The organism is Hoeflea sp. CAU 1731 (genome assembly GCF_039888615.1).
Taxonomy (GTDB): Bacteria; Pseudomonadota; Alphaproteobacteria; order Rhizobiales; family Rhizobiaceae; genus Flavimaribacter.
This window is the reverse complement of sequence record NZ_JBDQQS010000010.1, coordinates 124,678-148,160: the sequence shown is the minus strand read 5'-3', so window position 1 is coordinate 148,160 and position 23,483 is coordinate 124,678. Positions and strand designations below refer to the sequence as shown.

Genomic DNA, 23,483 nt, shown 5'->3' with positions numbered 1-23,483 from the left:
GGTGTTTCATGGATCTATCGCTCGCCGACATATTGGCCGCCCGCAAGACGATAGCAGGTATGGCGGACGCCACGCCGCTGGTTCCCTCGCCCCATATGCGAACGGTCGCCGGGCAGGAATTCCTTCTAAAACTAGAGAATATGCAGCCGATCGGCGCCTTCAAGTTGCGCGGCGCGCTTAACGCGGTGATGAACCTGCCGGAAGGCGTGAAAGGCGTGACCTGCTGTTCGACCGGAAATCACGGAAGAGGCGTCGCCTACGCCGCCGGCTTGCGCGGCCTGCGCGCAGTGATCTGCATGTCCGAACTCGTGCCGCAGGCCAAGGTCGAGGGCGTCCGCGCGCTGGGAGCGGAGGTGCGCATCGTCGGGCAGAGCCAGGACGAAGCGCTGGCGGAAAGCCAACGGCTCGTCGCGGAGGAGGGGCTTGTCGAAGTATCCCCCTTCGACGATCCATTCGTGATCGCCGGGCAGGGCACGATCGGTCTGGAAATTCTCGAGAAACGCCCCGATACGGAAATGATCCTCGCGCCACTGTCAGGCGGCGGCCTCGCGGGCGGCGTTGCGCTTGCCGCCAAGTCGATCAATCCGCGCGTTGTCGTCATCGGGGTGTCGATGGATCGCGGCGCGGCGATGTACCAGTCCATTCAAGCCGGACATCCGGTCGAAGTAGAGGAAAAGCCCAGCCTCGCCGATTCTCTTGGCGGCGGCGTCGGGCTCGAAAACCGGCTTTCCTTTCCTCTTTGCCGGGATTACCTCGACGATGTTGTGCTGGTCACCGAGGAGGAGATCTATCACGCCATGCAGACGCTCTATTACGAGGACAGGATTGTCGCGGAAGGCGCTTGCGTTGTCGGGATTGCGGCGATGCAGGCCGGTCGTTTGCCGAAGCCCAAAGGACCTGTCGCCACCATCGTAACCGGCCGCAATCTGGATATGTCCGTGTTCACGAAAATCATCACTGGCCAGGATATCGTACTTGGCGACTACCGGATTGCCGGGATGGCCTATCGGTAGGACCCCGACGCACACGCAACGGACTATTGCCTGGAATCGCGCTGCATACAGATCAGCTTTTCGCCAATGGCGTCGGCGGTTTCACCCGCGCAGTAGAGACGAACAAGAATTTCCATGCCGATCAGGCGGATATGTGAATTCACGTCCTGGCTGGCCATGTGCGTCACATGGTCCGCTTCCGTGCTCGACCATCGCATGACATCCCGCAGGAGACCGTTTGAAAGTATCGCTTCGCATCCGCGCGTATAGCTCGTCGTGATCGCAAAACCGATTTTCGGCGCCCGGATGTTTTCTTCCGGAAGGTAATTGCGGGCGACGGTTCTCAGCAGCCATTTCGGCGTCCGCTCTCTGTATTTGAAATCCGGATGCAGGTGCAGGGCGAAATCGATGATGTCGTTTTCGATGAAGGGCACACGCAGTTCGACAGACGACGCCATGCTTATCCGGTCGTGCCGGTGCAGGAGGCTCTGGAGGTGACTGTAGATATCGAAAAGACCTCTTGCCGCAAAAACCCTTGCCTGATGATTCCTGACCGGAGCAAGCCGCTCCAGAATTTTCTCCTGCAATATGAAACGCTGTGGCGAAAGCGCCGAAATAACCGAATTTCTGGATTCCTGAATTCCCATGCGGAGCGACGTGGTGAAGGGCGACTGACGCAATTGCAACAGCAGCTTTTTTCGTTGCGAATTTCTCAGGAGCAGTGATCGCGGCGGATCCAGTTTCCGCCAGAGGCGAGCGCTGTTGTGGTGCCAGTTGTAACCTCCGAAAAGTTCGTCCGCTCCTTCCCCGGTCAACAGCACCTTCACTCCGTCGGCGCGGCACTGGTCGGTCATGGCGAGAAGTGAAGGCGTGCTCACGAAATGCGTGTCGTTCTCAACGTGATAGATCGATTTCGGCAGGTTGCGCAGATATTTGTCCCGATTCTCGGCGACCCGCCTTATGTCGACGCCACATTTGCGACCCGTGCGTTGCGCTGCCTCGACTTCGTTGACGCCGATGTCCGGATTCATGACATAGCCGTGATAGTCCTGCAGAGCCGATTTCGACATCGCCGTCATGAGACCGGAATCAATGCCGCCGCTGCAGGCGGTCGCCAAGGGAGCGTCGGAAATGCAATGCATCGCGACGCTGCTATTGAGTAAAGACTCCAGTTGCTGGGCGAGACCATCCTTTGTCCGGCTTCCCGCTTCCAGTCGATCGGGATCGACCGACTCCAGCGCGTCCCAGAACCGGCTTTCCTCAACACCCTTCGCTGAAATCTTCCAGCATCCGCCCGGCGGCAGGCGTCTGATCCGCCGGAACAGACTTGAACCACTGTCCGACGCCTGAGCCGCCAGCCGCAACGTGATCTCTCGAGCGGAAATTTGGGTCGGAAAGGAATCGAGCGCCAGAATGCCCTTGTCCTCGGAACAGAAAATCAGGCGATTCTCATATTCGGCGATGGAGAGAGATTTGACGCCAATCCGGTCCCGCGCCAACCACAGGACCTTTTCCTGCATGTCGTAGTAAGCGAAGGCGAACATACCGTTGAAACGGGAGACGGCGCGCTCGACGCCCCAGATTCGCAGTGCGTTGAGAACGACTTCCGTGTCGCTGTCACCGGAGAAGGCGGCGCCTTGTTCTGTGAGTTCCTTTCGCAATTCGCGGAAATTATAGACTTCGCCGTTATAGGAGAGCAGCCCGTGGCCGTCGCTGGACTGCATGGGCTGACTGCCCCGATCCGTCAGGTCGATGATGGAAAGTCGGCAATGACCGAGCGCAAGACTGTCGACCGCACGATAGCCCTGGCCATCGGGTCCGCGATGGGCGGTTACGGCTGTCATTCTGCGGACATCGGACATGTCCGTGTCGTCGGATAGTCCCGAAAAATTCCATATCCCCGCTATCCCGCACATGGACGACGTCTCCTGGTGGCGTGGCGCCTCGCTTTGTTCTGGGCGAAGAGCATCGGTCTTAATCGAGAGGGACGCCGAATTCGCGCAGGAATGCGCGTTTTTCTTCGGTGTCGGCGATGGGCGTTGTGGCCTGATGAATGTCGATATGCGGGGAGGTGTTGAGTTCGACGACCATCGGTCCGTTCCGGGTGAGCGCTATGTCCCATCCAACAATCCCTGGATGGGGCAAAAGGCTGGCAAGTCGGGAAACGGCCTCCTTCACCAAAGGCCAGTCAGGGATGGTCTTGCCAGTGACGCGCGCGCCGGACTCCGGATGCTGATCCGATTCCACCCGGGCGCCGACAGCGTCGTCGTAATGCACGAGGCGGCCGAGCTCGCCGGTTTCAAGATCAACGCCGCAGGCCCAGCCGCCTCGGCCGCCTTTGAAATTGTCGGTCGGGATGGTTTCTGACGCGCCAATCTTGAACGTTGCGGCAATGAAACAGACTTCATGCCCGTGAGCGGAAGTGCCGGTGGTGATGCGGATCGTGTTGAGGGTTTCGGAGAAAAACTGCGCGCTCCAGTCTCCCTGCGCAATTTTCTCTGAAATAACGTAGCCCGTTCCGATGCCGTCGCTCAGTTTCTTCAATTCCTCGCTATTGGATTTTATTCCATCGATGAACAGCGTGTCGTCACGCCATTCCAGCAGAAAGGCGCCGGCGCCGCTGATCAGGTTTCCCGGTTTGATGAACAGTGTCCCGTGTTTCTTCACCAGTTCCAGATAATCCTGCGAACACGCCGTCGCGGTTCCGCTTTCAAGCGGAACGATTATCGAGCCCGCCACATAGTAGTAAACCGGCGGCGAGACCTCCGGCATGACGCGGTCGAGCCAGAGTTTGTGAGAAAGTTTGTGAAACAGCGCTTGATGAAGCTGTTTGTTCCGCTGGACCAGCTTACGCTTGTAGCGGGCCTCCCGCACATATTTTCCTGATTTCAGCAACGGCTCGGGAAGCAAGGACAGGCGCGTGGCGGAATGGCCGGTGACAAGCGATCTCAGCTTCCATTTGAAATGCGTCGGCTCGCCAAAGGACTGCTTTACGATGTCGCTGTAATATTTGTATCGCTCAAGCCACATCATCCGGACATTGCATCATTCAAGTAATCTGACAAGTCACCGGTTCTTGTTGCAAGCAGTCAAAGTGGATTGAAAAGGTATCAACCGCCGTCCTGGGTGCGGTATTGTTCGTTAATACTTCCGAACAGCGCAATGAAACGACCAAAAGCGACATTGAGATGGTGCATTCCCATCGTCGCCGAACCGGTTTTACGCCACAGGCGCGCCATTCGAAAGGGCGAGGCGCCGAGGAGGGCGACAGATTTCAGAAAACTTGTTACGCGCCCGGCGACGCCGGGGTTCCGGCGCGTTTCAAGCATCGCCGAGATGGCGCCTTCGCGACGGCTGCGCTTTCCAAGCCAGGCCGGTTCGGTGCGATTATCCGGAACCGTTTCGAACACTGGCGCGTCTTCGCACCACGCAAAACGAAATCCCGACGCGCGGCACCGGCTGTAGAAATCAGCGTCGCCTCCACCGATGAAATTGAAAAGTGGATCAAGAAACGGTCGCGGCATTGCGTCGAGCACCTTGCGCGCGATCATCACATTGCCCGACGAATACAGGATCGGCACCGCTCCGGTTGTTTCATAGGCGGGTTTGAAAACCGGATGAGCCTTCCAGCGGTCGAGATTTCTGTCGGAAAACACTGGCCGTTGCGGCCCGCCGACAATATCAGCGCCCGTCTCACTCATGGTTCTTTCCATCGATGCGAGCCAGTCAGGACCTGCGAGTTCGTCATCGTCGATCACGGCGATCGCCTGAAGGCTGAAAAAGGCGTCGAGGACAGTGCTCCAGCCGGCGTTGTAGGCGTGGCAATTGCCGCGCTCATGGGCCAGAACAACGAGGCCTGGAATTTTGCGCTCTTCGAAGAAGCGTTGCGCGACGTCGGCGCCCTGCATGCCATCGGTGTCATTCTCCATGACGACGATCGCGAATGCGTGTGGAAATTTCTGATATTGTAGCGAGACCAGCGTCTTGTGAAGATGTTCGGGGCGTCTGAAAGTCGGCAGCGTGACCGCAAAACGAACCTGGTCGTGCGCCAGATCGGGCGTCTCATAGCCGATGGAGACCTTTGGACGGTCGGCGCCCTTATGTGTCGGATCTTCGCTCATCGCCCCGCAATCGCGCCATAAAGCTCTTGTTCATCATCTGTGTTATACTTCGTTCATCCAAGGTTGTGTTAAACCCTTTTTCCATAAAGTATACGAAAGATGAAACTGGCTTTCGTAACATCGCTCCTGCCCGTTCAGGATCCCGTCACCGGCTTCGACCTGGCGAACCGGGTGGTCGTCGACGCGATAAGGGAAAAGAGCGTCGATCTCAAGCTGATCGGTTACAGTTCTCCGGGAACCGAGATCGCCTATCGCGACGATGCGATCATACTCGGAGAGCAGGACATCACCAATGCGCGCGCGGGCGCTGCGCAGAAAGCGCGCTGGCTGCTTCAGGCGGTGGCGAACAACACGACCGTTTCGTCGGCCAAGATGCTTGCGTGTGGACCCAGAAAAATCGAGGAAGCCCTCGCGGCCGCAGGACCCGTCGATGGCCTCATTTTGAATTCCGTCCAGTTGCCGGCGGCCTATCCCGACATATTCGGCCGCTACAAATCGATCTTCATCGCCCACAATGTCGAGTGGCTTTCCGCCTTCCAGAATTCCGCGCATGCGGCGACCAGGATGGAAAGACAGCTCTATAGAAGAGAGTCGTCGATCCTGAAGCGCCTTGAGGACAGGCTATGCAGACAGGCGCGGTTCGTTTGGACGTTGTCGGAAGAAGACCGGCATTCGCTGCTCGCTGCTGATGCCGGTCGATCCGCATTCCTGCCGCTGGTGACCCGTTTCGATCCGCCTGAAGCGCCCGACGTCGATCGCACGGTCGAATATGATGTCGGCATGATCGGAAGCTGGAGCTGGCAATCGAACCGTATCGGCCTGGACTGGTTTCTCGATGAAGTGACGCCGAAACTGCCCCAAACAATGACGATCGCGATAGCCGGCCAGATCGGGCAGCCGACGCCGGTCGCTAAGCATCCCGGACTTCGACTGCCGGGGCGGGTTCCGGACGCGCGCGATTTCGTTCGTTCCTGCGGGGTTATCGCGCTGGCAAGCAGGGCGGGGACCGGCGTCCAGCTCAAGACGATCGAAACCTTCGAGATGGGTCTGCCTGCCGTCGCGACATCGTCCGCCTTGCGGGGGATAGCCGATACGCCTCCCAACGTCGTCGCGGTTGATGCTGCCGATGAATTCGCGCAGGCGCTTGCCGAGCAGGTGGAGGTTGCCCGAAAGGGCGGGTTCGCCACCCTGGACGGCCGGAAGTTTCACGCCGAACAGCGTCGGCGTCTGGGTGAAGCAATCGAGGTTGGACTGAAGCGGCTCGACAGTAAAGAGTGAATAATTACATAGTGTCAGGCAATTTTTCCTACCTCTTTTTGAGTTTTTTGTTATTTCTACCAAATATCCTGTAAAACTGCATAAATGACAAATGTTGCATGTTTGTCATTCGCCAGGCGGCGCTGCAGACGATATTGTGAGCGGCAATGTTCCGGATTGGAACTGGAGGCGACAGGTGGTTCAGGAGATCGGCGCTATGGCGAACGTCGCGCCGGATACGATCGACATCAATGGCGTCGGGGTTTCCCCCCTCGACTGGGAAGCAGCCTTGCGTTTCCTCGAAGGCGCGGCCCGTGGCGGCGGACAGACGATCGTGGAGTTTCTGAACGCCAATAATTCCAATATCGCCACCGCCAATGTCGACTATCGCAGCGCGCTGGGCAAAGCCGTTGTCCTCGCCGACGGAATTGGCGTCGACATCGGGGCCTTCGTCCTGCATCGCCGGTCCTTCCCGGGCAATCTCAACGGAACAGACCTTGTTCCGGCGTTTCTTACCTATGTCGAGAAACCCCTGCGCGTTGCGCTGATAGGCGCGCGGCCCGAAGTGTTGAAAGAAGCCTGCGTGGCCTTTTCAGCGCATGCGCCCTGGCATGAATTCATCGCGGTTTCGGATGGCTATTTCGACAAGGCGCAATCGGCGGACGTCCTTGAGCAACTGGAGAAGACAGACCCGGATTTCGTGCTTGTCGCGCTTGGCAGTCCCGCGCAGGAATTGTGGATCGACCGCAATATCAAGCCGAAGCATGGTCGGCTCGTTATGGGCGTGGGCGCATTGTTCGATTTCATGGCGAACGCGGTGCCGCGCGCGCCGTTCTGGATGCGCCGCCTGCGCTGCGAATGGATTTATCGGCTGGCGAAGGAACCCTCACGCCTGTGGCGTCGCTATCTGCTGGGCAATCCGTTGTTCATTTATCATGTTTTGCGTTACAAGTTTGCAACCAGGCCAGACCCCGCCGGTCCGGCTGCGCCCGATCAGCCCTGAAGTGCAACCCTCCCAAGGTCCATGAGCGCCAAGAATCCGGAAAAGCGTACAGCCGTCATCACGGCGTCCTATTCGAACGATCTGGAGCGGTGCAGGCTGCTTTGCGAAAGTCTCGACGCCAATCTGCTGGGCAAGTGGCGTCACTACATTCTCGTCGAGAGCGCGGATGTCGAAATGTTCCGGTCGCTGGAATCGCCGCACCGCGAGATCATAAACGAGCGCGATATCCTGCCGCGCTGGATAAGGCCGTTCAACGATCCGGTTTCACGGCGCCACAAGCGCGTCTGGCTTAGCCCGTTCACGATGCCGCTTCGCGGCTGGCACATACAGCAATTGCGACGGTTCGGCATTGGGCGGATGATTGACGAGGATCTCCTGTTTTCCGCCGATTCCGATGTGGTGCTGGTCCGCAAATTCGATCCGGTCCTGCTTTGGGCGGGCGACAGTATGCGCTTCTACCGGCGCGACTACGCGATCGACGCGAGTATGCACGAGCATGTCGACTGGTCGCTTCAGGCGGGCAGGGTCTTGCATCTGGACAAGGCTCGCGAGGTCCCGCCCTTCCACGACTACATCAATACGCTGATTGGCTGGCGACGCGACACCCTGTTGGGCCTACTCGATCATGTCGAAAAGGTCAACGGCGTGCACTGGGCTCGCGCAATCGCGCGCAAGAGGCTGATTTCCGAGTGCACCATATACGGCCGCTACGTGGATGACGTGCTTGCCGGCGCCGGCCACAATCCCGATCCGAGACCGCTGTGTCACGTGATGTGGAACGCCGGCGAAAACGGCGAGAAGCCGATGGATCTTTCGAATTTCGCCGCCGCGCTCGAGCCCGGTCAGGTGGGCGTCGGCATCCAGTCTTTCATCGGGCACGATATCGAGGAAATTCGAAAATCGTTGGCGATCTGATTGGTCAGATTGCGCGGGCGGTGTTCTTGCGCAACGCCGGATAGGTGAGCGCAAAGGACACGACATAGAGGACCGCGAAAACCGCGTTCAGCAAGGACGCCCAATGCGCCACATCCTTGTAGAGCGTCAGGATCAGCGCCAGCAACCCGCCCTTCACGATCCCGATAACCGCCATGTTGGATGTGCGCAGGAAAGTGTGCCCCGTCGCGTAGAGGAGCTCGGATTGATATTCGATCAGGTTGCGTAGAGCCGGAACCGCAATCACCAGGACGAGCAGCGGAGCCGCGACCGCGACGTTGCTGCCGAGCGCGTTCGGAAAGAAGTGCAGAAAGACGACGAAGAAGATGAGCGCCGCCGTCGAGATCGCAGCGACGGCGAGTTCTATACCGGCGCGCAGGCGTAGCGATCCAAGAGCTTCCCGCGATCGCATCACCGCCTGCACCAGCATCATGTTGAAGGACCGTATCGGCAGGGCGGTCAGATCGACCAGGCGCATGATGATTGCGTAGAGGCCGGCGATAGTCGGGTCGGTCAGCGACAGCACGAGCAGCTTGTCGAGCTCCGATTGAAGGTAGAAAAGGATTTCCGCGCTGGCGACCGCCAGCGAATCGCGCCAGCGGCGCAGATAGAGCGCGGGCTGCCATCGCAATCGCTGCTTCGGATAGAAAAACACGATTGCGATCAGCATGACCAGACCGTTTGCGGCGAGATAGTACCACGCCCATACGGCCAGCGTCGTCACGCCGCCAAAGGAAAACAGGATCGCGGACGAAGCCCTGAGCGCCGAGCCGAGGATGACGAGAATGGCGGCGTGGCCGAAACGTCTCATGCCGTTGCACACGATCATGACGATTTCGACGGTGCGCCAGAAAAAGACTTCTGCGATAATGATGAGGGCGAAGGGTAGCAGCGCCATGTCGCCGCGAAAGATCAACACGTACATGACGATGGCCGCCAGCACGATCGCAGGGATCGACAGGGCGAGCGCTGCGAGAATGCCGGCCGTATAGGTCCCGATCATGCGCGGTTTCACCGTGGCGACCCGGTAGAGCGGCGAGGTAAAGCCGAAAGCGGCGATCCGCGACAGAACGATGCCGGTCGCCGAAGCGGTGGCGAAAAGTCCGAATTCCGCAATCGACAGCGTATTGGCGATGGTGACGAAATAGGCGAGCGAAATGACAAGCCGGCCCGCTGAACCGCCGAGCGCCCAGAAATAGCCGCGAACAATACCTATATGTCGCTTTAGAAAGTCGATCCAGTTGCTGGGCCAGTTGCTGGTCAAGTCGTCACCGGTCGTATTGAATAGCCGTGCTGCGCCAATGAACTACAATAGAGATAATTTGTTAACACGTCGTTCTGTCCTGAAGGCGGCGGCCGGCGCCGGAGCAGCGGCGATGGTTGCTTCGACCCCGTTGGCCGGCGCGGCGCGCGCCGGCGCCGGAAGGAAACGCAAAGTGCCGTTTGGCGCGGCGCTTGAGTATCTCCCTTTTGTCGAAGACTCCGACTATACGGCCCTCTTTGTTCAGCATTGCGATATCATTGTTCCGATGAATTCCCTGAAATGGGACGCGTTGCAGTGGAACAAGGGTGATTTCACCTTTCTTGAAGCTGACGGAATACTGAATTTCTCGGAATCGATCGAGCGTGGGTCTTACGGTCACACATTCGTTTGGTGGAACGGATTGCCGCCCTGGGTCGAACGCCTGTCGACCCGCAAGGAGGCTGAAGCAGCGCTCATCGATCACATTCAGACCGTCGGTTCGTATTATTCCGGCCGTGTGCCAGCCTGGGATGTCGCGAACGAAGTGATCGCGCATGATCCGCTGGAAAGCGGCATGTGGCGCGACACCGTGTGGATGCGACTGCTCGGCGCCGAGCATGTCGATATCGCCTTTGCCGAGGCCGCGAAGGCTGCGCCGGACGCCAAACTCAACATCAACGACTACGATCTCGAGTTCAAAGGCGCCCGATATGATGCGCGTCGGAAGGCGATTCTCGATCTGGTGCGGCGACTTCAGGACCGGAATTTGAAGATCGACGCCGTTGGAATTCAGGGGCACCTCTATCCGGAAGTTCCGATCGACTTTGAGGGGCTGGGGCGATTTATTACTGACCTCGCCGCGCTCGGCGTCGATTACTGCATCACCGAAATCGACGTGATCGACTGGAAGCTGCCGGTCGATATCGAGTTGCGTGACGAACGCGCGGCCAGCCATGTCAATGATTTCCTCGACGCCGCGTTTTCCGCCGCGCCTCCGCTTTCGGTCGCCACCTGGGGCCTGAGCGACCGCTATTCCTGGATATCCGACGCCATGCCGCATCGCCGTGGCGCCAGGAACCGCCCTTTGCCCTTCGATGAAAATCTCAAGCCCAAGCCGATGTTCGACGTCATTATGAAATATGTCGATGCATGAATGCGGCCGTTAACCAATTTTTTTCCAGGTTTTTTTAGAGTATGTTAGCCATGGTTCAAAAAGGGCTTATCCGCCCGGGTAACAAGCAATGACCGACCCCCAGGAAGGCAAGAGGAAACATTATGCCCGTTCGCTGCTGAACGCGTCGGACGACGATGTCCGTCCTGCGGCGCCGGCGCAATCACGCGTTCCCGACGCCAATCCTGACGCGCACAGCCCCGAAGAACCAGCTGAAAATGTCGCCAATCCAAGTGCTGCGCCCGTAGAGAACGCTCCGCGCTTTGACCGGTCGGAGACGATCCTGCAGCGCATGCGCCGGGGATTGTCCCGACTTCCGGCGCCGGAAAAGCAGGACGCCCCATTGCGCGATGACGACGATGCCCGTACCGTCTCGGCGCATCGCCCGCCGATCGAAAGCGAACGTCCTGCAGCGGCCCGGACAGTTCTCGCGGAAAGGCGCCCCGTAACCGAGACAGAGCCGGAACAGGCAGACATGGCGGCCAGCCAGAAACCGCTCGTGGATCCGGTCGTGCTGTTTCGCACGGTCTGGCGCTGGCGTCTGCTGGTGGTTCTGACCACCATTATCGGCGGCGTTCTCGGCGTGATGATCGCCTTGTCGACGCCGCATCAATATCTGGCGATTTCCCAGTTCGTATACGATTCGCGCGAATTGCGTCTGACCGAGACGGATTTCCTGCCGCCCTCCTATTCCTCGGAATCCACGCTCGCCCTCGTTGACAGCCAGGTGCGCATCGTCAGTTCCGTCCCGGTTCTGGAAACTGTTGTCGCAGACCTTGATCTGACGAACGATCCGGAATTCAACGGCAAGGGGGCGCCCGGATTCGGAAGCGTGCTCGGAGCGCTCAGCCAATTACTGTCCGGAGGCGAGGACGAAGACTCCGAAAGCATGGTAATCGCTGTTCAGAACCTGGCGTCAGCCGTGAACGTGTATCGCGTGCCCAACACGTTTATTATCCACATCGCCGTCACCACCGAGGACCCGGTGATGTCCGCAAACATCGCGAACGCGATTCTCGAGGTCTACATCGAGAAGCAGCAGAGCGCGCAATCGGCTCTGTTCGAGCGCACCGCCGAAGCAATGACAAAGCAACTCGCCGATCTGCGCCGCGACGTTGAAATTGCAGAGCAGAGGGTGGAGCAGTACAAGGCCGAACACGATATCGTCGGCGCCGGAGGCAGCCTCATCAACGATGAACAACTGGTCAAGCTGAACGAGCAACTGGCGAATATCCGCGCACAGAAGGTCGAGATCCAGTCGAAGGCGGAGTCGGCGCGCAATCTCGATGTCGACGAAATCCTGTCGGGCACGTCGTCGGAAATTCTGGAATCATCGACGATCGGGGAATTGCGCGCAGCCTACGCCGCCTCCAAACGCAGTTTTGATGCTCTCACAACAAGCCTGGGTCCAAGGCATCCGCGACGCGTCGCGGCCGCCCAGACCCTGGAAACGGCGCGCTCCGAAGTCAGCAACGAATTGCGACGCATCGTTTCCTCGACCCAGACCGAATTGCGGCGCATCGTCCAGTCCGAGCAGCAATTGGCGGCGGATCTCGCCGTGCTGAAAAGCCGCCAGATGGATACCTCTGAAGATCTGGTGCGGTTGCGGGAACTCGAACGCGAGGCAAACGCCACATCCGCAATCTACGAATCGTCTCTGAAGCGAACGCGCGAGACGCGCGAGCAGCAGAACCTCAATACGAGCAATATCCGCATCGTCGCCGAAGCCACGACGCCGATCGATCCTGTCGGTCCATCGCGAAAGCTGATCGCGATCGGAGGGGCGATGGCGGGCTTGATCTTCGGGCTTGGCGTTGCGGTGCTGATCGGGCTCTATCGGGGCCTCGTTGCCGCCAACGCCGGTTTGTTTTCCAGACAGCCGCCGCGTCCGCAAGAAGATCAACCTGTTCCCGTCAGCCCTCCTGCGAGACGTCCCGGGAGGGAAGAAGTAGTCGATACCTATCGGAGGCCGGCCGCCGCCGCCGAGCCGGATCCGGAGCCGCAAAGAGTTGCTGCGACGACCTACCGTGAGCAGCGTTATTATGACGAACCCGTCCAGGATCGGCAGACTTCGCAGCCGATCGGGCAGGAGGATTACGGCACAGACGATCCTGAGAAGATCAGGGAAGACATACGCGACCTCAAGGAAACGGTTGAACGGTTCCGCAAGGCGCGCGAGGAAGCCCGCCGCAATCGCCGCGTGGCGCTTTTCTGATCGGCGCCCAGCATGACCGTCAAACGCATCGTCACGAACATATACTCTGCCGAACCCGCCCGGGCGCGCGCCTTTTATGAGGACGTGCTTGGCCTCACAATGGCGATGGACAAGGGCTGGATCGTGACGTTCGTCTCGGATTCTCCGGAGCGTTCAGCGCCGCAGCTTTCGGTCGCCAGCGAAGGAGGGTCGGGAACCGATCTCCCCGATGTTTCAATCGAGGTGGACGACGTCGACGCGGTTCTCGCCAGGGCGATCGCCGGAGGATTCGACATTTTGTACGGGCCTGTCGACGAGCCCTGGGGCGTTCGACGTTTTTTTGTGCGGGATCCGCACGGCAAGGTCCTGAATATTCTGTCTCACAGCGCGTGAGATAGCATCCCTTCTCTCAAATGCTTAGCCTATTGGCTAAGTTTTTCTTGCATTTCACTCACGCAGGATGATAGTTAGCCATATGGCTAAGCATGATCCAAACCTCTCCCTCCTTTTCCACGCCCTCGCGGACCCGACCCGTCGATCGCTTCTCACTCGACTCGCCGCCGGGCCGGCCCCAGTGAGCGATCTGGCGGAGCCCACGGGGCTTCGGCTACCCACGGTAATGCGTCATCTCTCCGTAATGGAGGAGGCGGGATTGATCTCTACCTCCAAGGACGGACGGATACGCACATGCGCCATCGTTCCCCAGGCCCTAGATCCCGCGAGATCATGGCTCGAGGAACAGCGGGCAATATGGGAATCCCGGTTGGATCGCTTCGATGCATTCGTAATGCGCGTAATGAAGGAACAGGAAAAATGACACGCAACATTCTGCCGGACAGCGTAACCCAATCTGCGTCCGATGAGGGGAATGGTCGCTTTGCGACTCTCACATTTGAACGGAAAGCGGCTGCGCCGGTTGATACATTGTGGGAAGTCTGGACTGCGCCGGCCGCCAGGGCTGTCTGGGCTGCGCCGTCTGACGCGGTCACCGTGGAATTCCTGGAGGCAGATTTGAGAGCGGGCGGACGCGAGATAACGCTCTGCAGGGAAGAGGGTCAGCCGGATATCCGCTGCGAGTGCGGCTGGATTGCGTTGCAGCCGTCGCAGCGCAGCGTCAATTATGAAGTGATATCGTCCGAAGGCGAGATGCTGTCCGTCGCCCTCGTGACGGCGGATTTCTTCGGCGCGAACGATCGCAGCCGGCTGGTCGTAACGATTCAGTTATCCTCCATGGAGAGAGACATGGAAGCCGGATACCGGGACGGTTTCGGCGCCGGACTGGACAACCTTTGTGGTGCGGCTGAACGGACCATGATTTTGCAGCGGGTGATCAAGGCGCCGCGTTCCATCGTGTGGGGCGCCTGGATGAACAATGAAACGCTGCCGCAATGGTGGGGTCCGGACGGTTTCTCCTGTCGAACCACGAAGATCGATCTGCGTAAGGGCGGAGAGTGGGTGTTCGACATGATCGGGCCCGACGGCACAGTCTATCCGAACCATCATCTTTACAATGAGGTTCGGCCCGAAGAGAGGCTCGGCTACACGCTTCATTGGGGCGAAAACGGACCGAAACACGCCGATGCCTGGGCTTCGTTCGAGGATCAGGGCGGGTACACGAAAGTCACGCTTGGAATGGTTTTCGGCACGGTGGCCGAATTTCAGCAGGCCAAAGGCTTCGGCGCCGTGGAACTCGGCTTGCAGACACTGGGCAAGCTGGAGCATTTCGTCCAGCACCAGTGAACTCGATAGTCTTTCAATTCGATCGGCGGCCGGTATTTCATAGCGCCTTGTACATGATCGTGGTCGGATGCAGACGGTTTTCGATCGGGTCAAGGCAGAAGTCGGGAATAATTCCGACTGTCTGGTATCCGATCGAGGCGTAGAGCGGCTCCGCCTTGTCGCCGGTGCGGGTGTCGAGCGTGATGAGACTTCGGTCGAGCCGCCGCGCTTCGGCTTCCAGTTCGGCCATCAACGCCTTCGCAAGGCCGCGCCGCCGGAAGTCCGGATGGACCAGAAGCTTGGTCACCTCGGCGCGATGCGGCTGGTTCGGCGGTGTGTCGTAGTCGAGCTGGACCGTTCCTGCGACCCGTTCGTTTTCCATCGCCGCCCAAAGGACGCGTTTGCCGTTTGCCAGCGCCGGGGCGACCTTGTCCATCCAGAAGGCCGCGCTGTCTTCACGGCTGAATGGCAGGACGAAGTTGACGTTGGCGCCGGCGTGGACGCAGGCGTGCAGGACGGTTGCGAAATCGTCGATATGCTTCTCGAAATCGTCGACGGTCATTCTGATTATTGCAGCGGTTTGCGTGGTCATGGCTCTCACACGATGAAAAGAAGATACTTCGCGCCCTGATCCTCCGGCGTCTCGAAGGCGTTCGGCCCGGAAAGCTGGAATCGCAGGCAATCGCCGGAAACCAGATGATGACGGATTCCTGCGACGGCGACCTTCAGTTTGCCTTCCAGCATCACAAGGTGGTGTTCGAGGCCAGGGCGGGGCGGCGCGTCGTACTCGATGCGCGCGCCGGCTTTGATTTCGCATTCCAGCACCTCGCCCGCCAGCGCGCCTGCCGGCGGCGACACGGATCGTCTGCGAAATCCGATTTCCGGATCGCGCCAGACTGGCTGGTCCGATCGCGAAATGATGGCCGCAAAGTCATCCTCAATCATAAGCATCAGGCGCGACATGGTGATGCCGAAGGCGGAACACAGGCGACCAAGCGCACTGGTTGTCGGACTGACCTCCGCCTTTTCAAGTCTTGAAAGCGTGGCGCGACTGACGCCGCTGCGCGAGGCGAGTTCGTCCAGCGACCAGCCTTTCTCGGTCCTTAGCCCTTTCAGCCGTTGCGCGATCCGAAGGTCGGTGGAAGTGTCATCAATGTTTTTACTCATATAAGGGAATATTTCTCCTATATGAGAAATTGTCAATCGCGAAGACGCCAATTTCTTCGACATTGGCGCGCCCTGCACTATACTCGGCCGCATGTCACCAATACCACCTCTTCGCGCCGGACGGATCGGCGGATCACTTCGCCGCTGGCGCGTGCTCAACAAGGTCAAGCAATCGGCCCTGGCCGCCGATATCGGCGTTTCACAGACAACGATCTCCCGTTGGGAGAGCGGCGCATTGCTTCCCGAGAAGCGCCATATCGGCCGCATTGTCGATCTGTTGACAGCGCGCCCGGCGTCGGCGGCGGACAGCGCGCTTCTGGAACTGGTGTCGACCAGCGCCGAGCGAGTGCATCTGGTCTGCGATGTAAGTCATCGTCTGCTTGCCGCGTCTCCGTCGCGCGCCGAGGACTGGCGAGACAGCGTCGCCGGATTTCTCGGCAAGTCGCTGTGGCGCTACGCGTCGAAAGGCATTGTCACGGCGGAGCAAAGACTGGGCGAAGACGGGTGGGACGAACTGATCGCCGACGATGTCGAATTCGCGACCGAACGGATCGAGCATCCGGAACTGATCATCCGGGCGGGAAGAATTCGCTGGACCCGCATTGCGCTGTCCGACGGCAGTTTTGCGCGCCTGGTGCGCGATGGTCCGAGCACTCTCGACGCATAATTTATTCCGCCTGTCGCGCTGGGGCGCCGCCGGCGTTAATATGACTGCGACATGACGGAAATGGATACTGCGCGCATCAGGGGGATTATCGATTTCCTCCATCAGGCGGAACGGCTGAAGGACACGCTGCGCAGCGGCGTGACATCCGGCGGACGCGCCGAGAGCACGGCCGAGCACAGCTGGCGCCTGTGCCTTCTCGTCTTGCTGTTCGAGAACGAACTGCAGGACGTCGATCTGCATCGGTTGATCAAGCTCTGCATCGTTCACGATCTCGGCGAGGCGATTTCCGGCGACGTGCCGGCGATCCATCAGCGCGAAGACGACGATCGGGCGGCGCGCGAACGGCGCGACCTCGTCGTGTTGTGTTCGCCATTGCCGGAAGATTTGAAAGCGGAAATCATCGCGCTCTGGGATGAATACAACGCCGCGTCAACGCCGGAGGCGATTATGGCCAAGGGCTTCGACAAGCTGGAGACCATGCTTCAGCATGTGGTCGGAAAAAATCCGCCTGATTTCGACTATGAGTTCAATCTGACCTACGGGCTGTCTGCGACCGATCGCCATCCGCTTCTGAAACAGATCCGCGCACTGGTGGACGACGCAACGCGCGCGCGGCGGGACGAGCAGTCATCTTCAGGGCAGCGGAAAAGCGTGTAGCCAGGTCGCGACGCGCGCTCTGTCACGGGCTTCATAGAGACGCATCGCCTCGGCGGGGTCGATGTCCGGCGCGGCCTGTTTGTCTTCAGACAATGCCGAGAGACGCATCGTATACCAGGACGTGATTTCGCCGGGACCTGTCTTTCCGAATCTCGGAAATTGCGGGTCGACCGGTTCCGGTGTCTTCCAGCGATCTGCAAGATCGGGCGTCAGCGCGAAACCGCGCGCCATCCCGACAAGATCAACCGCGCCGGATTCCACGGCGTCGATCGCCTGCTGTCTTGTCTTGAACCCGCCGGTCGCCATCCGCGGCTTGTCCGTCAATTTTCGCGCCTGTCTTGCAAAATCGACAAAATAGGGGCCGGATCCAGCGCTGTCGGAGCTGGCTTTCGCGCCGGGAAAATAGGCGCCTCCGCTGATATCGATCAAATCCAGAGATGTGGATCCGAGGCGTTTTAAGACATCCAGCGACTCTGCTTCCGTAAGGCCCCCTTCCAGCCCGTCAGTGGCGTTGAGCTTGACCGCCAAAGGAAAATCCGGTCCGACCGCATCTCGCGTGTTTTCAATGATATCGACAAGGATGCGGCTTCTGGCGCTGACCGATCCGCCGAATGCGTCGCCGCGGCGGTTGAAGAGAGGTGAGAGGAACTGGCTAAGCAGAAACCCGTGCGCGGCGTGGATCTGCACGCCGCCGAATCCGAACGATTTCGCAAGCGCGGCAGCCTGCGCAAATTCTTCCGGAAGTCGCCTGATCGCCGCAACGGCCATCTCGTCGCAGACCAGTCCGGGCAGGTCGAGAGCGCTCGGTCCAGCCGGTCGGCTGGTCGGGGGAAAGGCCAATGCGCCGGCATGACCGAGCTGCAGCCACAATTGCGCGTCGCGCGGCTGCGCCCTTAGCGCCAGTTTTCGAAAAAGCCGGCTGTTTGATGCCGCGTTGAGCACAAGATTGCCCGGCTTCTCGGCAAAATACGGATTGATCTGGACCTCGCCGGCAATCGAAAGGCCAAGTCCGCCTTCAGCCCATTTTTCGTAGAGTCGGATTTGTTGAGGCGTGGGGTCGCCGCGCCCGTCGCCGAGCGAATCGGACATGGCGGATTTCGCCAACCGGTTCTTGAGAACGCGTCCGCAAGGCAGTGTGATGGGATCAAAGAGACAGGAAGGGGAAGACCGCATTGGAGCACTCTATAGCCGGCGGTCGACTGTTTAGAAGTCGGGAAGGTGTGAAATCGTGCATGAAACGCCGTTTCCCGACCATTTTTCCGGTAGTAAATCTGCACACTGCAGCGGCGTGACGGCTTGCGCTTGCCGCGTCAGCGACGTAAGCGACAGGCGCGCCACAGCAAGTTGCAAGGGGAGAGCAGAATGGCCACGGTAATAGAGGGCAAGGCGGTCGCGGCGGAAGTGATCGAAACGGTCAAGAACGCATCGCAGACGTTGCAGACGGAGACCGGCGTGACGCCGGGCATAGCGGTGGTGATTGTCGGCGAGGATCCGGCGAGCCAGGTCTATGTCGCCTCCAAGGGGCGCAAGGCGCGCGAGTGCGGCTTTCATTCGGTGGAACACACGCTGCCGGAATCGACCAGCGAAGCTGACCTGCTCAGGCTCGTCGAGGATCTCAACAACGATCCGTCGATCCACGGCATTCTGGTTCAGCTTCCTCTTCCGTCGCATATCGACGAAAGCCTGGTGATTCAGAAAATCAGTCCCGACAAGGATGTCGACGGCTTTCACGTCATCAATACGGGCAAATTGACTGTCGGAGATATTGATGAGGCTTTTGTGTCCTGTACGCCGGCCGGCTCCATGCTGTTGATCGAGCGCGTGCGGGGCGGGGATCTGTCCGGTCTCAACGCCATCGTCATCGGCCGGTCCAACATCGTCGGCAAGCCCATGGCGAGCCTGCTCCTCGCCGCCAATGCGACGGTCACCATCGGTCACAGCCGTACGCCGGATCTGCCGGCGGCCTGCCGCAACGCCGATATTGTGGTCGCCGCCGTTGGCCGGCCCGAAATGGTGAAGAAGGACTGGATCAAGCCTGGCGCAACAATCATCGACGTCGGCATCAATCGTATACCGGCGCCCGAGCGCGGCGAAGGCAAGACGCGCCTCGTCGGCGACGTCGCCTATGGGGAATGTTCGGAAGTCGCCGGCGCGATTACGCCAGTGCCGGGTGGGGTCGGGCCGATGACGATCGCCATGCTGATGGCAAACACCGTCGTTTCAGCCTACCGTGCGGCCGGACGCACGCCGCCGAAGTTCTGATACTCAGTATAGAACGCTGGCGCCCTGGTCGGCCGGACCTGCGACGGCCCTGAGATTGGCGAACAGTTCCCGGCCCATGCCATAGCTGCTTTCCGTCAGATCGGCGGTCTCGGGTGCGCGCTTGCCGAACTCCGCATGATCGACAAGCACTTCGAGCGTGCCCGCGGTTGCGTCGAGCCGGATGATGTCGCCCTCGCGGATCCTGGCGATCGGGCCTCCGTCGACAGCTTCCGGCGTCAGGTGGATCGCCGCCGGAACCTTGCCGGAGGCGCCGGACATGCGTCCGTCGGTGACGAGCGCTACCTTGTGGCCGCGATCCTGCAGCACGCCGAGCGGCGGCGTCAGCTTGTGCAGTTCGGGCATGCCCATGGCCTTCGGGCCCTGGAAACGCACCACGGCGATGAAATCGCAATCCAGTTCCCCAGCCTTGAAGGCGTCCTGCAGTTCCTTCTGGCTGTCGAAGATTTTCGCCGGCGCCTCGATCACCCGGCGTTCGGGCTTCACGGCGGAAATCTTGATGACGGACTTGCCGAGATTGCCGCTGAGCATTTTCAGGCCCCCATTCGGCTGAAACGGCTTGTCGATTGTCGAGAGCACCTTGTCGTCGCCGCTTTTCGCGGCGGCCGGTTCGCGCCGCACAGCGCCGTCTTCTGCAAGCCTTGGTTCGCTCGCATAGGCCGCCATGCCCTCTCCCCAGACGGTTCTGACGTCGTCGTGCAGCAGTCCGCCTTCCAGCAACTGTCCGATGAGGAACCCCATACCGCCAGCGGCGTGGAAATGATTCACATCGGCCGGACCATTGGGATAGACGCGCGCAAGCAGCGGAACGATATCCGACAGGTCGGAAATGTCTTCCCAGCTCAGGTGAATGCCCGCCGCGCGCGCCATGGCGATCAGATGCAGCGTGTGATTGGTGGATCCGCCAGTCGCGTGCAAGCCGACGAGGCCGTTGACCACGCTGCGTTCGTCGAACATGACGCCCGCCGGCGTGTATTCGTTGCCGAGCGCAGTGATCGCCAGCGCCCTTTTTGCGGCTTCTTTCGTCAGGGCGTCCCGCAGCGGCGTGCCGGGATTGATGAAGGAGGCGCCGGGCAGGTGAAAACCCATGATCTCCATCAGCATCTGGTTGGAATTGGCGGTGCCGTAGAAAGTGCAGGTTCCCGGGCCGTGATAGGATTGCGACTCGCATTCCAGCAGTTCCGCGCGACCCACCTTGCCTTCGGCATAGAGTTGGCGAATGCGAACTTTCTCTTCGTTGGGAAGGCCGGATGTCATCGGTCCCGCCGGAATGAAGACGGCCGGAAGGTGACCGAAGGTCAGGGCCGCGATGACCAGACCCGGAACGATCTTGTCGCAGACGCCGAGAAACGCGGTCGCGTCGAACATGTTATGCGACAGTCCAACCGCCGCTGACATGGCGATCACGTCGCGCGAAAACAGCGACAGATCCATACCCGGCTGGCCTTGGGTAACCCCGTCGCACATGGCGGGCACGCCGCCGGCGACCTGTGCGACGCCGCCGGTTTCCCGCGCCGCCGCCCTGATGAGTTCCGGAAAGGTTTCGAAGGGCTGATGGGCCGACAGCATGTCGTTGTAGGCGGTGATGATACCGAGATTCGGCACGGCGTCCCCAGAAAGGGTGTCCTTGTCCGACACGCCGCAGGCAGCAAATCCATGGGCGAGGTTGCCACAGGACAGCTCGGAGCGGTGCGGTCCTGCGCGGCCGGCTTTTTCAATGCGTTCTAGATAGATTTCGCGACTGGCGCGCGAGCGTTCGACGATTCGTTCGGTGATGCGGATTATGTCTTTTCGTGCAGCCATTTCTGTCCTGCCAGGTTGGCGGTTAGAATTGTGGTCGCGGCCTATGGCGCCCAGTAAAGCTGGACTGAAGGCGCGTCTGATTTGAATATGGCGCGGATCGGCATCTCTTCCACCGCTTCGCCTGCAAGCGCCTGGTCGAGCGTCTCTTTTTTGTCTGCGCCTTCGATATGCAGCACCAGCAGACGCGCTCCGGCGATCCGGGGCAGCGTCATCGTCAGTCGCGGCTCGGGCACGCCTGTGCCCTCGGCCGCCATGACCAGTTTTTCCTGGGTCGGCGACGTCAATTCGGGCAGACCTTCATTGCCGGGAAACCATGACGCCGTGTGTCCATCGGCGCCCATCCCGAGTATCGCGACATCGATGGCGTCGCCCGCCTGTTCCAACTGCCTGGCTGCTTCCTTTGCGGCTTCTGTTGGCGTCTCCGCATTGTTGTAGAGTGGAATGAAGCGCGCCGATGCTGCGGCGTTCTGCAGCAGGCAAGCCGCTACCAGCCGGTGATTGGACCGCTCGTGTGAGGGCGGAACAAAGCGTTCGTCGACAAGCGTCACGGTGATCTTGCTCCAGTCGATTTCCTTGACACTCAGCGCCTTGAACAGCTCGCGCGGCGTCGAGCCGCCGGAAACCGCAAGCAACGCCCGGCCTCTGAGTTCAATGGCGTCCGACAGCGCCGTCGCGATGCGGTAGGACAGCGCCTGCGCAAGGGCCTCCCGATCTGCGAATTCGTGCGATTCTGGCTGGTTCATTGCATTCAGACGTCAGTTGCTCTCATGCCAGGTGCGGCCGTCTCTTTCTATCAGGGCGATGGATTGCGTCGGGCCCGAGGTGCCCGCCGTATAGCTGTGGCTCGACTGGGCGGTTTCCTCCCAGGCCTTCAATATCGGACCGATCCAGCGCCAGGCTGCCTCGACCTCGTCACGGCGCATGAACAGGGTCTGGTTGCAGCGCACGACATCCATGAGCAGGCGCTCATAGGCGTCCGGATTGCGGACGCCGAAGGCCTCGGCGAAGCTCATATCCAGCGGCACGTGGCGCAACCGCATGCCGCCGGGTCCGGGATCCTTGATCATGATCCATTGCCGCACGCCTTCGTCCGGCTGCAGCCGGATGACCAACTGGTTGGCGATCACCCTGCCGGCGCTCTGGTCGAAGATGGAATGCGGTATCGGTTTGAAAGCGATGACGATTTCGGAAACACGCTGGCCCATGCGCTTGCCGGTTCTGAGATAGAAAGGCACGCCGGCCCAGCGCCAGTTCAGGATCTCGGCCTTGATCGCGACGAATGTCTCCGTGTTCGAGGTCTTGTCCCCGAGTTCGTCCAGATAGCCCTTGACGGCGCCGCCGGCCGAAGCGCCCGCCCGGTACTGGCCGCGCACTGTCAGTTTCTCGGCGTTGTTCTGATCGATCGGGCTCAACGCTCTCAGAACCTTTAGTTTCTCGTCCCGCACGGCCTCCGCGTCCATCGAAGGCGGCGCTTCCATGGCGACGAGGCAAAGCAGTTGCATCATGTGGTTCTGCACCATGTCGCGCAAGGCGCCCGCCTTGTCGTAATAGCCCGCGCGTCCTTCTAGGCCGACTTCCTCGGCGACGGTGATCTGCACATGGTCGATATGCGCGGAGTTCCACAAAGGTTCGTAGAGCGCGTTGGCGAAACGCAAGGCCATGAGGTTCTGAACTGTTTCCTTGCCCAGATAATGGTCGATGCGGAAAATCTGTTCTTCGTTGAAAACCCGGCCGATCGTGTCGTTGAGGTCATGCGCCGACGCCAGGTCGCGGCCGATCGGTTTTTCCACCACCACGCGGGTCTGCGCATTGACCAGCGCATGCTTTGCGATCTGTTCGCAGATATCGCCAAAGAGTGACGGCGCGACGGCGAGATAAAAGGCGCGAATGCAGTTTTCACCGCCTTCGAGCACTTTGCCGAGTTCGTCCCAGCCCCGGTCGGTGTTCGCGTCGACCGAAACATATTGCAGCCGTTTCAGGAAGTCGCCGACCGCCTTGTCGTCAAACTCGCCGGGCTTGAGGTGTTTCGCCAGCGCTTCGCTGGCGAAGTTGCGGTAGGCCTCGGTGTCCATTTCCGATCGCGACGCCCCGATGATCCGGGTCGGCTCGGTCAACTGACCGGCGATCTGGCGATGATAGAGCGCCGGCAACAGTTTTCTCTCGGCCAGGTCGCCCGTGCCGCCAAACACGACGTAGTCAAAGGGATCAACGGGGATAGTCTGGCTGCTCATGACGAATTCCGGCTGTTCGTGGGATATCTACGGAGCTTTATTCTA

Annotated in this window: 22 protein-coding genes; 12 read left to right on the top strand and 10 right to left on the bottom strand. The window is 59.9% G+C overall.

The window, feature by feature from the left end:
* Positions 1 to 8 precede the first annotated feature (8 nt).
* The gene (gene eutB / locus AAFN47_RS17120; protein WP_499810463.1) at positions 9 to 1,013 is read left to right on the top strand and encodes a hydroxyectoine utilization dehydratase EutB; all 1,005 of its coding nucleotides are present in this window, start codon (positions 9 to 11) and stop codon (positions 1,011 to 1,013) included.
* Positions 1,014 to 1,036: 23 nt separating this feature from the next.
* On the opposite strand, the gene asnB is transcribed toward eutB, so the two are convergent.
* The 3 genes from asnB to AAFN47_RS17105 all read right to left on the bottom strand — a co-directional run bounded on the left by asnB (position 1,037) and on the right by AAFN47_RS17105 (position 5,113).
* Positions 1,037 to 2,908, bottom strand: a complete 1,872-nt coding sequence (gene asnB / locus AAFN47_RS17115) for an asparagine synthase (glutamine-hydrolyzing) (RefSeq protein ID WP_499810462.1) — start codon at positions 2,906 to 2,908, stop codon at positions 1,037 to 1,039.
* A 58-nt stretch (positions 2,909 to 2,966) separates the two neighbouring features.
* A complete protein-coding gene (locus AAFN47_RS17110; protein ID WP_499810461.1) occupies positions 2,967 to 4,025 on the bottom strand; it encodes a sugar-transfer associated ATP-grasp domain-containing protein in 1,059 nt (352 codons plus the stop codon).
* 77 nt (positions 4,026 to 4,102) lie between these two features.
* On the bottom strand, positions 4,103 to 5,113 hold the full coding sequence (locus AAFN47_RS17105; RefSeq protein ID WP_499810460.1) for a glycosyltransferase family 2 protein: 1,011 nt from the start codon (positions 5,111 to 5,113) through the stop codon (positions 4,103 to 4,105).
* A gap of 99 nt (positions 5,114 to 5,212) precedes the next feature.
* Here AAFN47_RS17105 and AAFN47_RS17100 point away from each other — a divergent pair, with 99 nt between their 5' ends.
* The 3 genes from AAFN47_RS17100 to AAFN47_RS17090 all read left to right on the top strand — a co-directional run bounded on the left by AAFN47_RS17100 (position 5,213) and on the right by AAFN47_RS17090 (position 8,288).
* Positions 5,213 to 6,391, top strand: a complete 1,179-nt coding sequence (locus AAFN47_RS17100) for a glycosyltransferase family 4 protein (RefSeq protein WP_499810459.1) — start codon at positions 5,213 to 5,215, stop codon at positions 6,389 to 6,391.
* A gap of 175 nt (positions 6,392 to 6,566) precedes the next feature.
* Positions 6,567 to 7,373 (top strand): WecB/TagA/CpsF family glycosyltransferase, encoded by an 807-nt coding sequence (locus tag AAFN47_RS17095; protein ID WP_499810458.1) that lies wholly within the window; start codon positions 6,567 to 6,569, stop codon positions 7,371 to 7,373.
* A gap of 21 nt (positions 7,374 to 7,394) precedes the next feature.
* A complete protein-coding gene (locus AAFN47_RS17090) occupies positions 7,395 to 8,288 on the top strand; it encodes a DUF6492 family protein (protein ID WP_499810457.1) in 894 nt (297 codons plus the stop codon).
* Positions 8,289 to 8,292: 4 nt separating this feature from the next.
* Here AAFN47_RS17090 and AAFN47_RS17085 read toward each other — a convergent pair whose 3' ends face one another.
* Positions 8,293 to 9,570, bottom strand: a complete 1,278-nt coding sequence (locus AAFN47_RS17085) for a lipopolysaccharide biosynthesis protein (protein ID WP_499810456.1) — start codon at positions 9,568 to 9,570, stop codon at positions 8,293 to 8,295.
* 112 nt (positions 9,571 to 9,682) lie between these two features.
* On the opposite strand from AAFN47_RS17085, the gene AAFN47_RS17080 reads away from it, so the two are divergent.
* The 5 genes from AAFN47_RS17080 to AAFN47_RS17060 all read left to right on the top strand — a co-directional run bounded on the left by AAFN47_RS17080 (position 9,683) and on the right by AAFN47_RS17060 (position 14,654).
* Entirely contained in the window at positions 9,683 to 10,702 is a 1,020-nt protein-coding gene (locus tag AAFN47_RS17080) for an endo-1,4-beta-xylanase (RefSeq protein ID WP_499810455.1), read from the top strand.
* A gap of 88 nt (positions 10,703 to 10,790) precedes the next feature.
* Positions 10,791 to 12,935 carry a GumC family protein gene (locus AAFN47_RS17075; protein WP_499810454.1) on the top strand — a complete coding sequence of 715 codons (2,145 nt, stop codon included), beginning with the start codon at positions 10,791 to 10,793 and terminating at the stop codon, positions 12,933 to 12,935.
* Positions 12,936 to 12,947: 12 nt separating this feature from the next.
* Positions 12,948 to 13,307: a VOC family protein gene (locus AAFN47_RS17070; protein WP_499810453.1), complete on the top strand. Its 360-nt coding sequence runs from the start codon at positions 12,948 to 12,950 to the stop codon at positions 13,305 to 13,307.
* Between the two features lie 82 nt (positions 13,308 to 13,389).
* Positions 13,390 to 13,731: an ArsR/SmtB family transcription factor gene (locus tag AAFN47_RS17065; protein WP_499810452.1), complete on the top strand. Its 342-nt coding sequence runs from the start codon at positions 13,390 to 13,392 to the stop codon at positions 13,729 to 13,731.
* Positions 13,728 to 14,654, top strand: a complete 927-nt coding sequence (locus tag AAFN47_RS17060; RefSeq protein WP_499810451.1) for an SRPBCC family protein — start codon at positions 13,728 to 13,730, stop codon at positions 14,652 to 14,654. The genes AAFN47_RS17065 and AAFN47_RS17060 overlap by 4 nt, the downstream gene beginning before the upstream one ends.
* A 37-nt stretch (positions 14,655 to 14,691) precedes the next feature.
* Here the strand turns inward: AAFN47_RS17060 and AAFN47_RS17055 are convergent, their stop codons facing one another.
* Positions 14,692 to 15,225 carry a GNAT family N-acetyltransferase gene (locus tag AAFN47_RS17055; RefSeq protein ID WP_499810450.1) on the bottom strand — a complete coding sequence of 178 codons (534 nt, stop codon included), beginning with the start codon at positions 15,223 to 15,225 and terminating at the stop codon, positions 14,692 to 14,694.
* Positions 15,226 to 15,230: 5 nt separating this feature from the next.
* Complete coding sequence (locus AAFN47_RS17050; protein WP_499810449.1) at positions 15,231 to 15,800, bottom strand: helix-turn-helix domain-containing protein; 570 nt, start codon at positions 15,798 to 15,800, stop codon at positions 15,231 to 15,233.
* Between the two features lie 91 nt (positions 15,801 to 15,891).
* On the opposite strand from AAFN47_RS17050, the gene AAFN47_RS17045 reads away from it, so the two are divergent.
* Together AAFN47_RS17045 and AAFN47_RS17040 are read left to right on the top strand one after the other, a co-directional pair.
* A complete protein-coding gene (locus AAFN47_RS17045; protein ID WP_499810448.1) occupies positions 15,892 to 16,467 on the top strand; it encodes a helix-turn-helix transcriptional regulator in 576 nt (191 codons plus the stop codon).
* Positions 16,468 to 16,518: 51 nt separating this feature from the next.
* Positions 16,519 to 17,124, top strand: a complete 606-nt coding sequence (locus tag AAFN47_RS17040) for an HD domain-containing protein (protein WP_499810447.1) — start codon at positions 16,519 to 16,521, stop codon at positions 17,122 to 17,124.
* Here the strand turns inward: AAFN47_RS17040 and AAFN47_RS17035 are convergent.
* A complete protein-coding gene (locus AAFN47_RS17035) occupies positions 17,101 to 18,297 on the bottom strand; it encodes an oxidoreductase (RefSeq protein ID WP_499810446.1) in 1,197 nt (398 codons plus the stop codon). The two genes, AAFN47_RS17040 and AAFN47_RS17035, sit on opposite strands and share 24 nt — an antisense overlap.
* A gap of 189 nt (positions 18,298 to 18,486) precedes the next feature.
* Between AAFN47_RS17035 and folD the strand changes: the two genes are divergently transcribed.
* Complete coding sequence (folD, locus tag AAFN47_RS17030) at positions 18,487 to 19,386, top strand: bifunctional methylenetetrahydrofolate dehydrogenase/methenyltetrahydrofolate cyclohydrolase FolD (RefSeq protein WP_499810445.1); 900 nt, start codon at positions 18,487 to 18,489, stop codon at positions 19,384 to 19,386.
* A 3-nt stretch (positions 19,387 to 19,389) separates the two neighbouring features.
* On the opposite strand, the gene edd is transcribed toward folD, so the two are convergent.
* Genes edd through zwf form a run of 3 tightly spaced genes read right to left on the bottom strand, consistent with a single transcriptional unit; the run spans position 19,390 to position 23,438 of the window.
* Positions 19,390 to 21,207, bottom strand: coding sequence for a phosphogluconate dehydratase (edd, locus tag AAFN47_RS17025; RefSeq protein ID WP_499810444.1), 1,818 nt, complete (start codon positions 21,205 to 21,207; stop codon positions 19,390 to 19,392).
* Between the two features lie 41 nt (positions 21,208 to 21,248).
* The gene (pgl, locus tag AAFN47_RS17020; RefSeq protein WP_499810443.1) at positions 21,249 to 21,950 is read right to left on the bottom strand and encodes a 6-phosphogluconolactonase; all 702 of its coding nucleotides are present in this window, start codon (positions 21,948 to 21,950) and stop codon (positions 21,249 to 21,251) included.
* 12 nt (positions 21,951 to 21,962) lie between these two features.
* Positions 21,963 to 23,438: a glucose-6-phosphate dehydrogenase gene (zwf, locus tag AAFN47_RS17015; RefSeq protein WP_499810442.1), complete on the bottom strand. Its 1,476-nt coding sequence runs from the start codon at positions 23,436 to 23,438 to the stop codon at positions 21,963 to 21,965.
* Positions 23,439 to 23,483 lie beyond the last annotated feature (45 nt).

What these genes read in the sequence shown, in the direction of transcription:
- AAFN47_RS17035 (WP_499810446.1), bottom strand. Translation starts at nt 18,297, where the DNA reads ATGCGGTCTTCCCCTTCCTGTCTCTTTGATCCCATCACACTGCCTTGC.
- AAFN47_RS17080 (WP_499810455.1), top strand. Translation starts at nt 9,683, where the DNA reads ATGGTTGCTTCGACCCCGTTGGCCGGCGCGGCGCGCGCCGGCGCCGGA.
- AAFN47_RS17055 (WP_499810450.1), bottom strand. Translation starts at nt 15,225, where the DNA reads ATGACCACGCAAACCGCTGCAATAATCAGAATGACCGTCGACGATTTC.
- AAFN47_RS17060 (WP_499810451.1), top strand. Translation starts at nt 13,728, where the DNA reads ATGACACGCAACATTCTGCCGGACAGCGTAACCCAATCTGCGTCCGAT.
- AAFN47_RS17090 (WP_499810457.1), top strand. Translation starts at nt 7,395, where the DNA reads ATGAGCGCCAAGAATCCGGAAAAGCGTACAGCCGTCATCACGGCGTCC.
- AAFN47_RS17040 (WP_499810447.1), top strand. Translation starts at nt 16,519, where the DNA reads ATGACGGAAATGGATACTGCGCGCATCAGGGGGATTATCGATTTCCTC.
- zwf (WP_499810442.1), bottom strand. Translation starts at nt 23,438, where the DNA reads ATGAGCAGCCAGACTATCCCCGTTGATCCCTTTGACTACGTCGTGTTT.
- folD (WP_499810445.1), top strand. Translation starts at nt 18,487, where the DNA reads ATGGCCACGGTAATAGAGGGCAAGGCGGTCGCGGCGGAAGTGATCGAA.
- AAFN47_RS17070 (WP_499810453.1), top strand. Translation starts at nt 12,948, where the DNA reads ATGACCGTCAAACGCATCGTCACGAACATATACTCTGCCGAACCCGCC.
- edd (WP_499810444.1), bottom strand. Translation starts at nt 21,207, where the DNA reads ATGGCTGCACGAAAAGACATAATCCGCATCACCGAACGAATCGTCGAA.
- eutB (WP_499810463.1), top strand. Translation starts at nt 9, where the DNA reads ATGGATCTATCGCTCGCCGACATATTGGCCGCCCGCAAGACGATAGCA.
- AAFN47_RS17100 (WP_499810459.1), top strand. Translation starts at nt 5,213, where the DNA reads ATGAAACTGGCTTTCGTAACATCGCTCCTGCCCGTTCAGGATCCCGTC.
- AAFN47_RS17050 (WP_499810449.1), bottom strand. Translation starts at nt 15,800, where the DNA reads ATGAGTAAAAACATTGATGACACTTCCACCGACCTTCGGATCGCGCAA.
- AAFN47_RS17110 (WP_499810461.1), bottom strand. Translation starts at nt 4,025, where the DNA reads ATGATGTGGCTTGAGCGATACAAATATTACAGCGACATCGTAAAGCAG.
- pgl (WP_499810443.1), bottom strand. Translation starts at nt 21,950, where the DNA reads ATGAACCAGCCAGAATCGCACGAATTCGCAGATCGGGAGGCCCTTGCG.
- AAFN47_RS17075 (WP_499810454.1), top strand. Translation starts at nt 10,791, where the DNA reads ATGACCGACCCCCAGGAAGGCAAGAGGAAACATTATGCCCGTTCGCTG.
- AAFN47_RS17065 (WP_499810452.1), top strand. Translation starts at nt 13,390, where the DNA reads ATGGCTAAGCATGATCCAAACCTCTCCCTCCTTTTCCACGCCCTCGCG.
- AAFN47_RS17045 (WP_499810448.1), top strand. Translation starts at nt 15,892, where the DNA reads ATGTCACCAATACCACCTCTTCGCGCCGGACGGATCGGCGGATCACTT.
- asnB (WP_499810462.1), bottom strand. Translation starts at nt 2,908, where the DNA reads ATGTGCGGGATAGCGGGGATATGGAATTTTTCGGGACTATCCGACGAC.
- AAFN47_RS17105 (WP_499810460.1), bottom strand. Translation starts at nt 5,113, where the DNA reads ATGAGCGAAGATCCGACACATAAGGGCGCCGACCGTCCAAAGGTCTCC.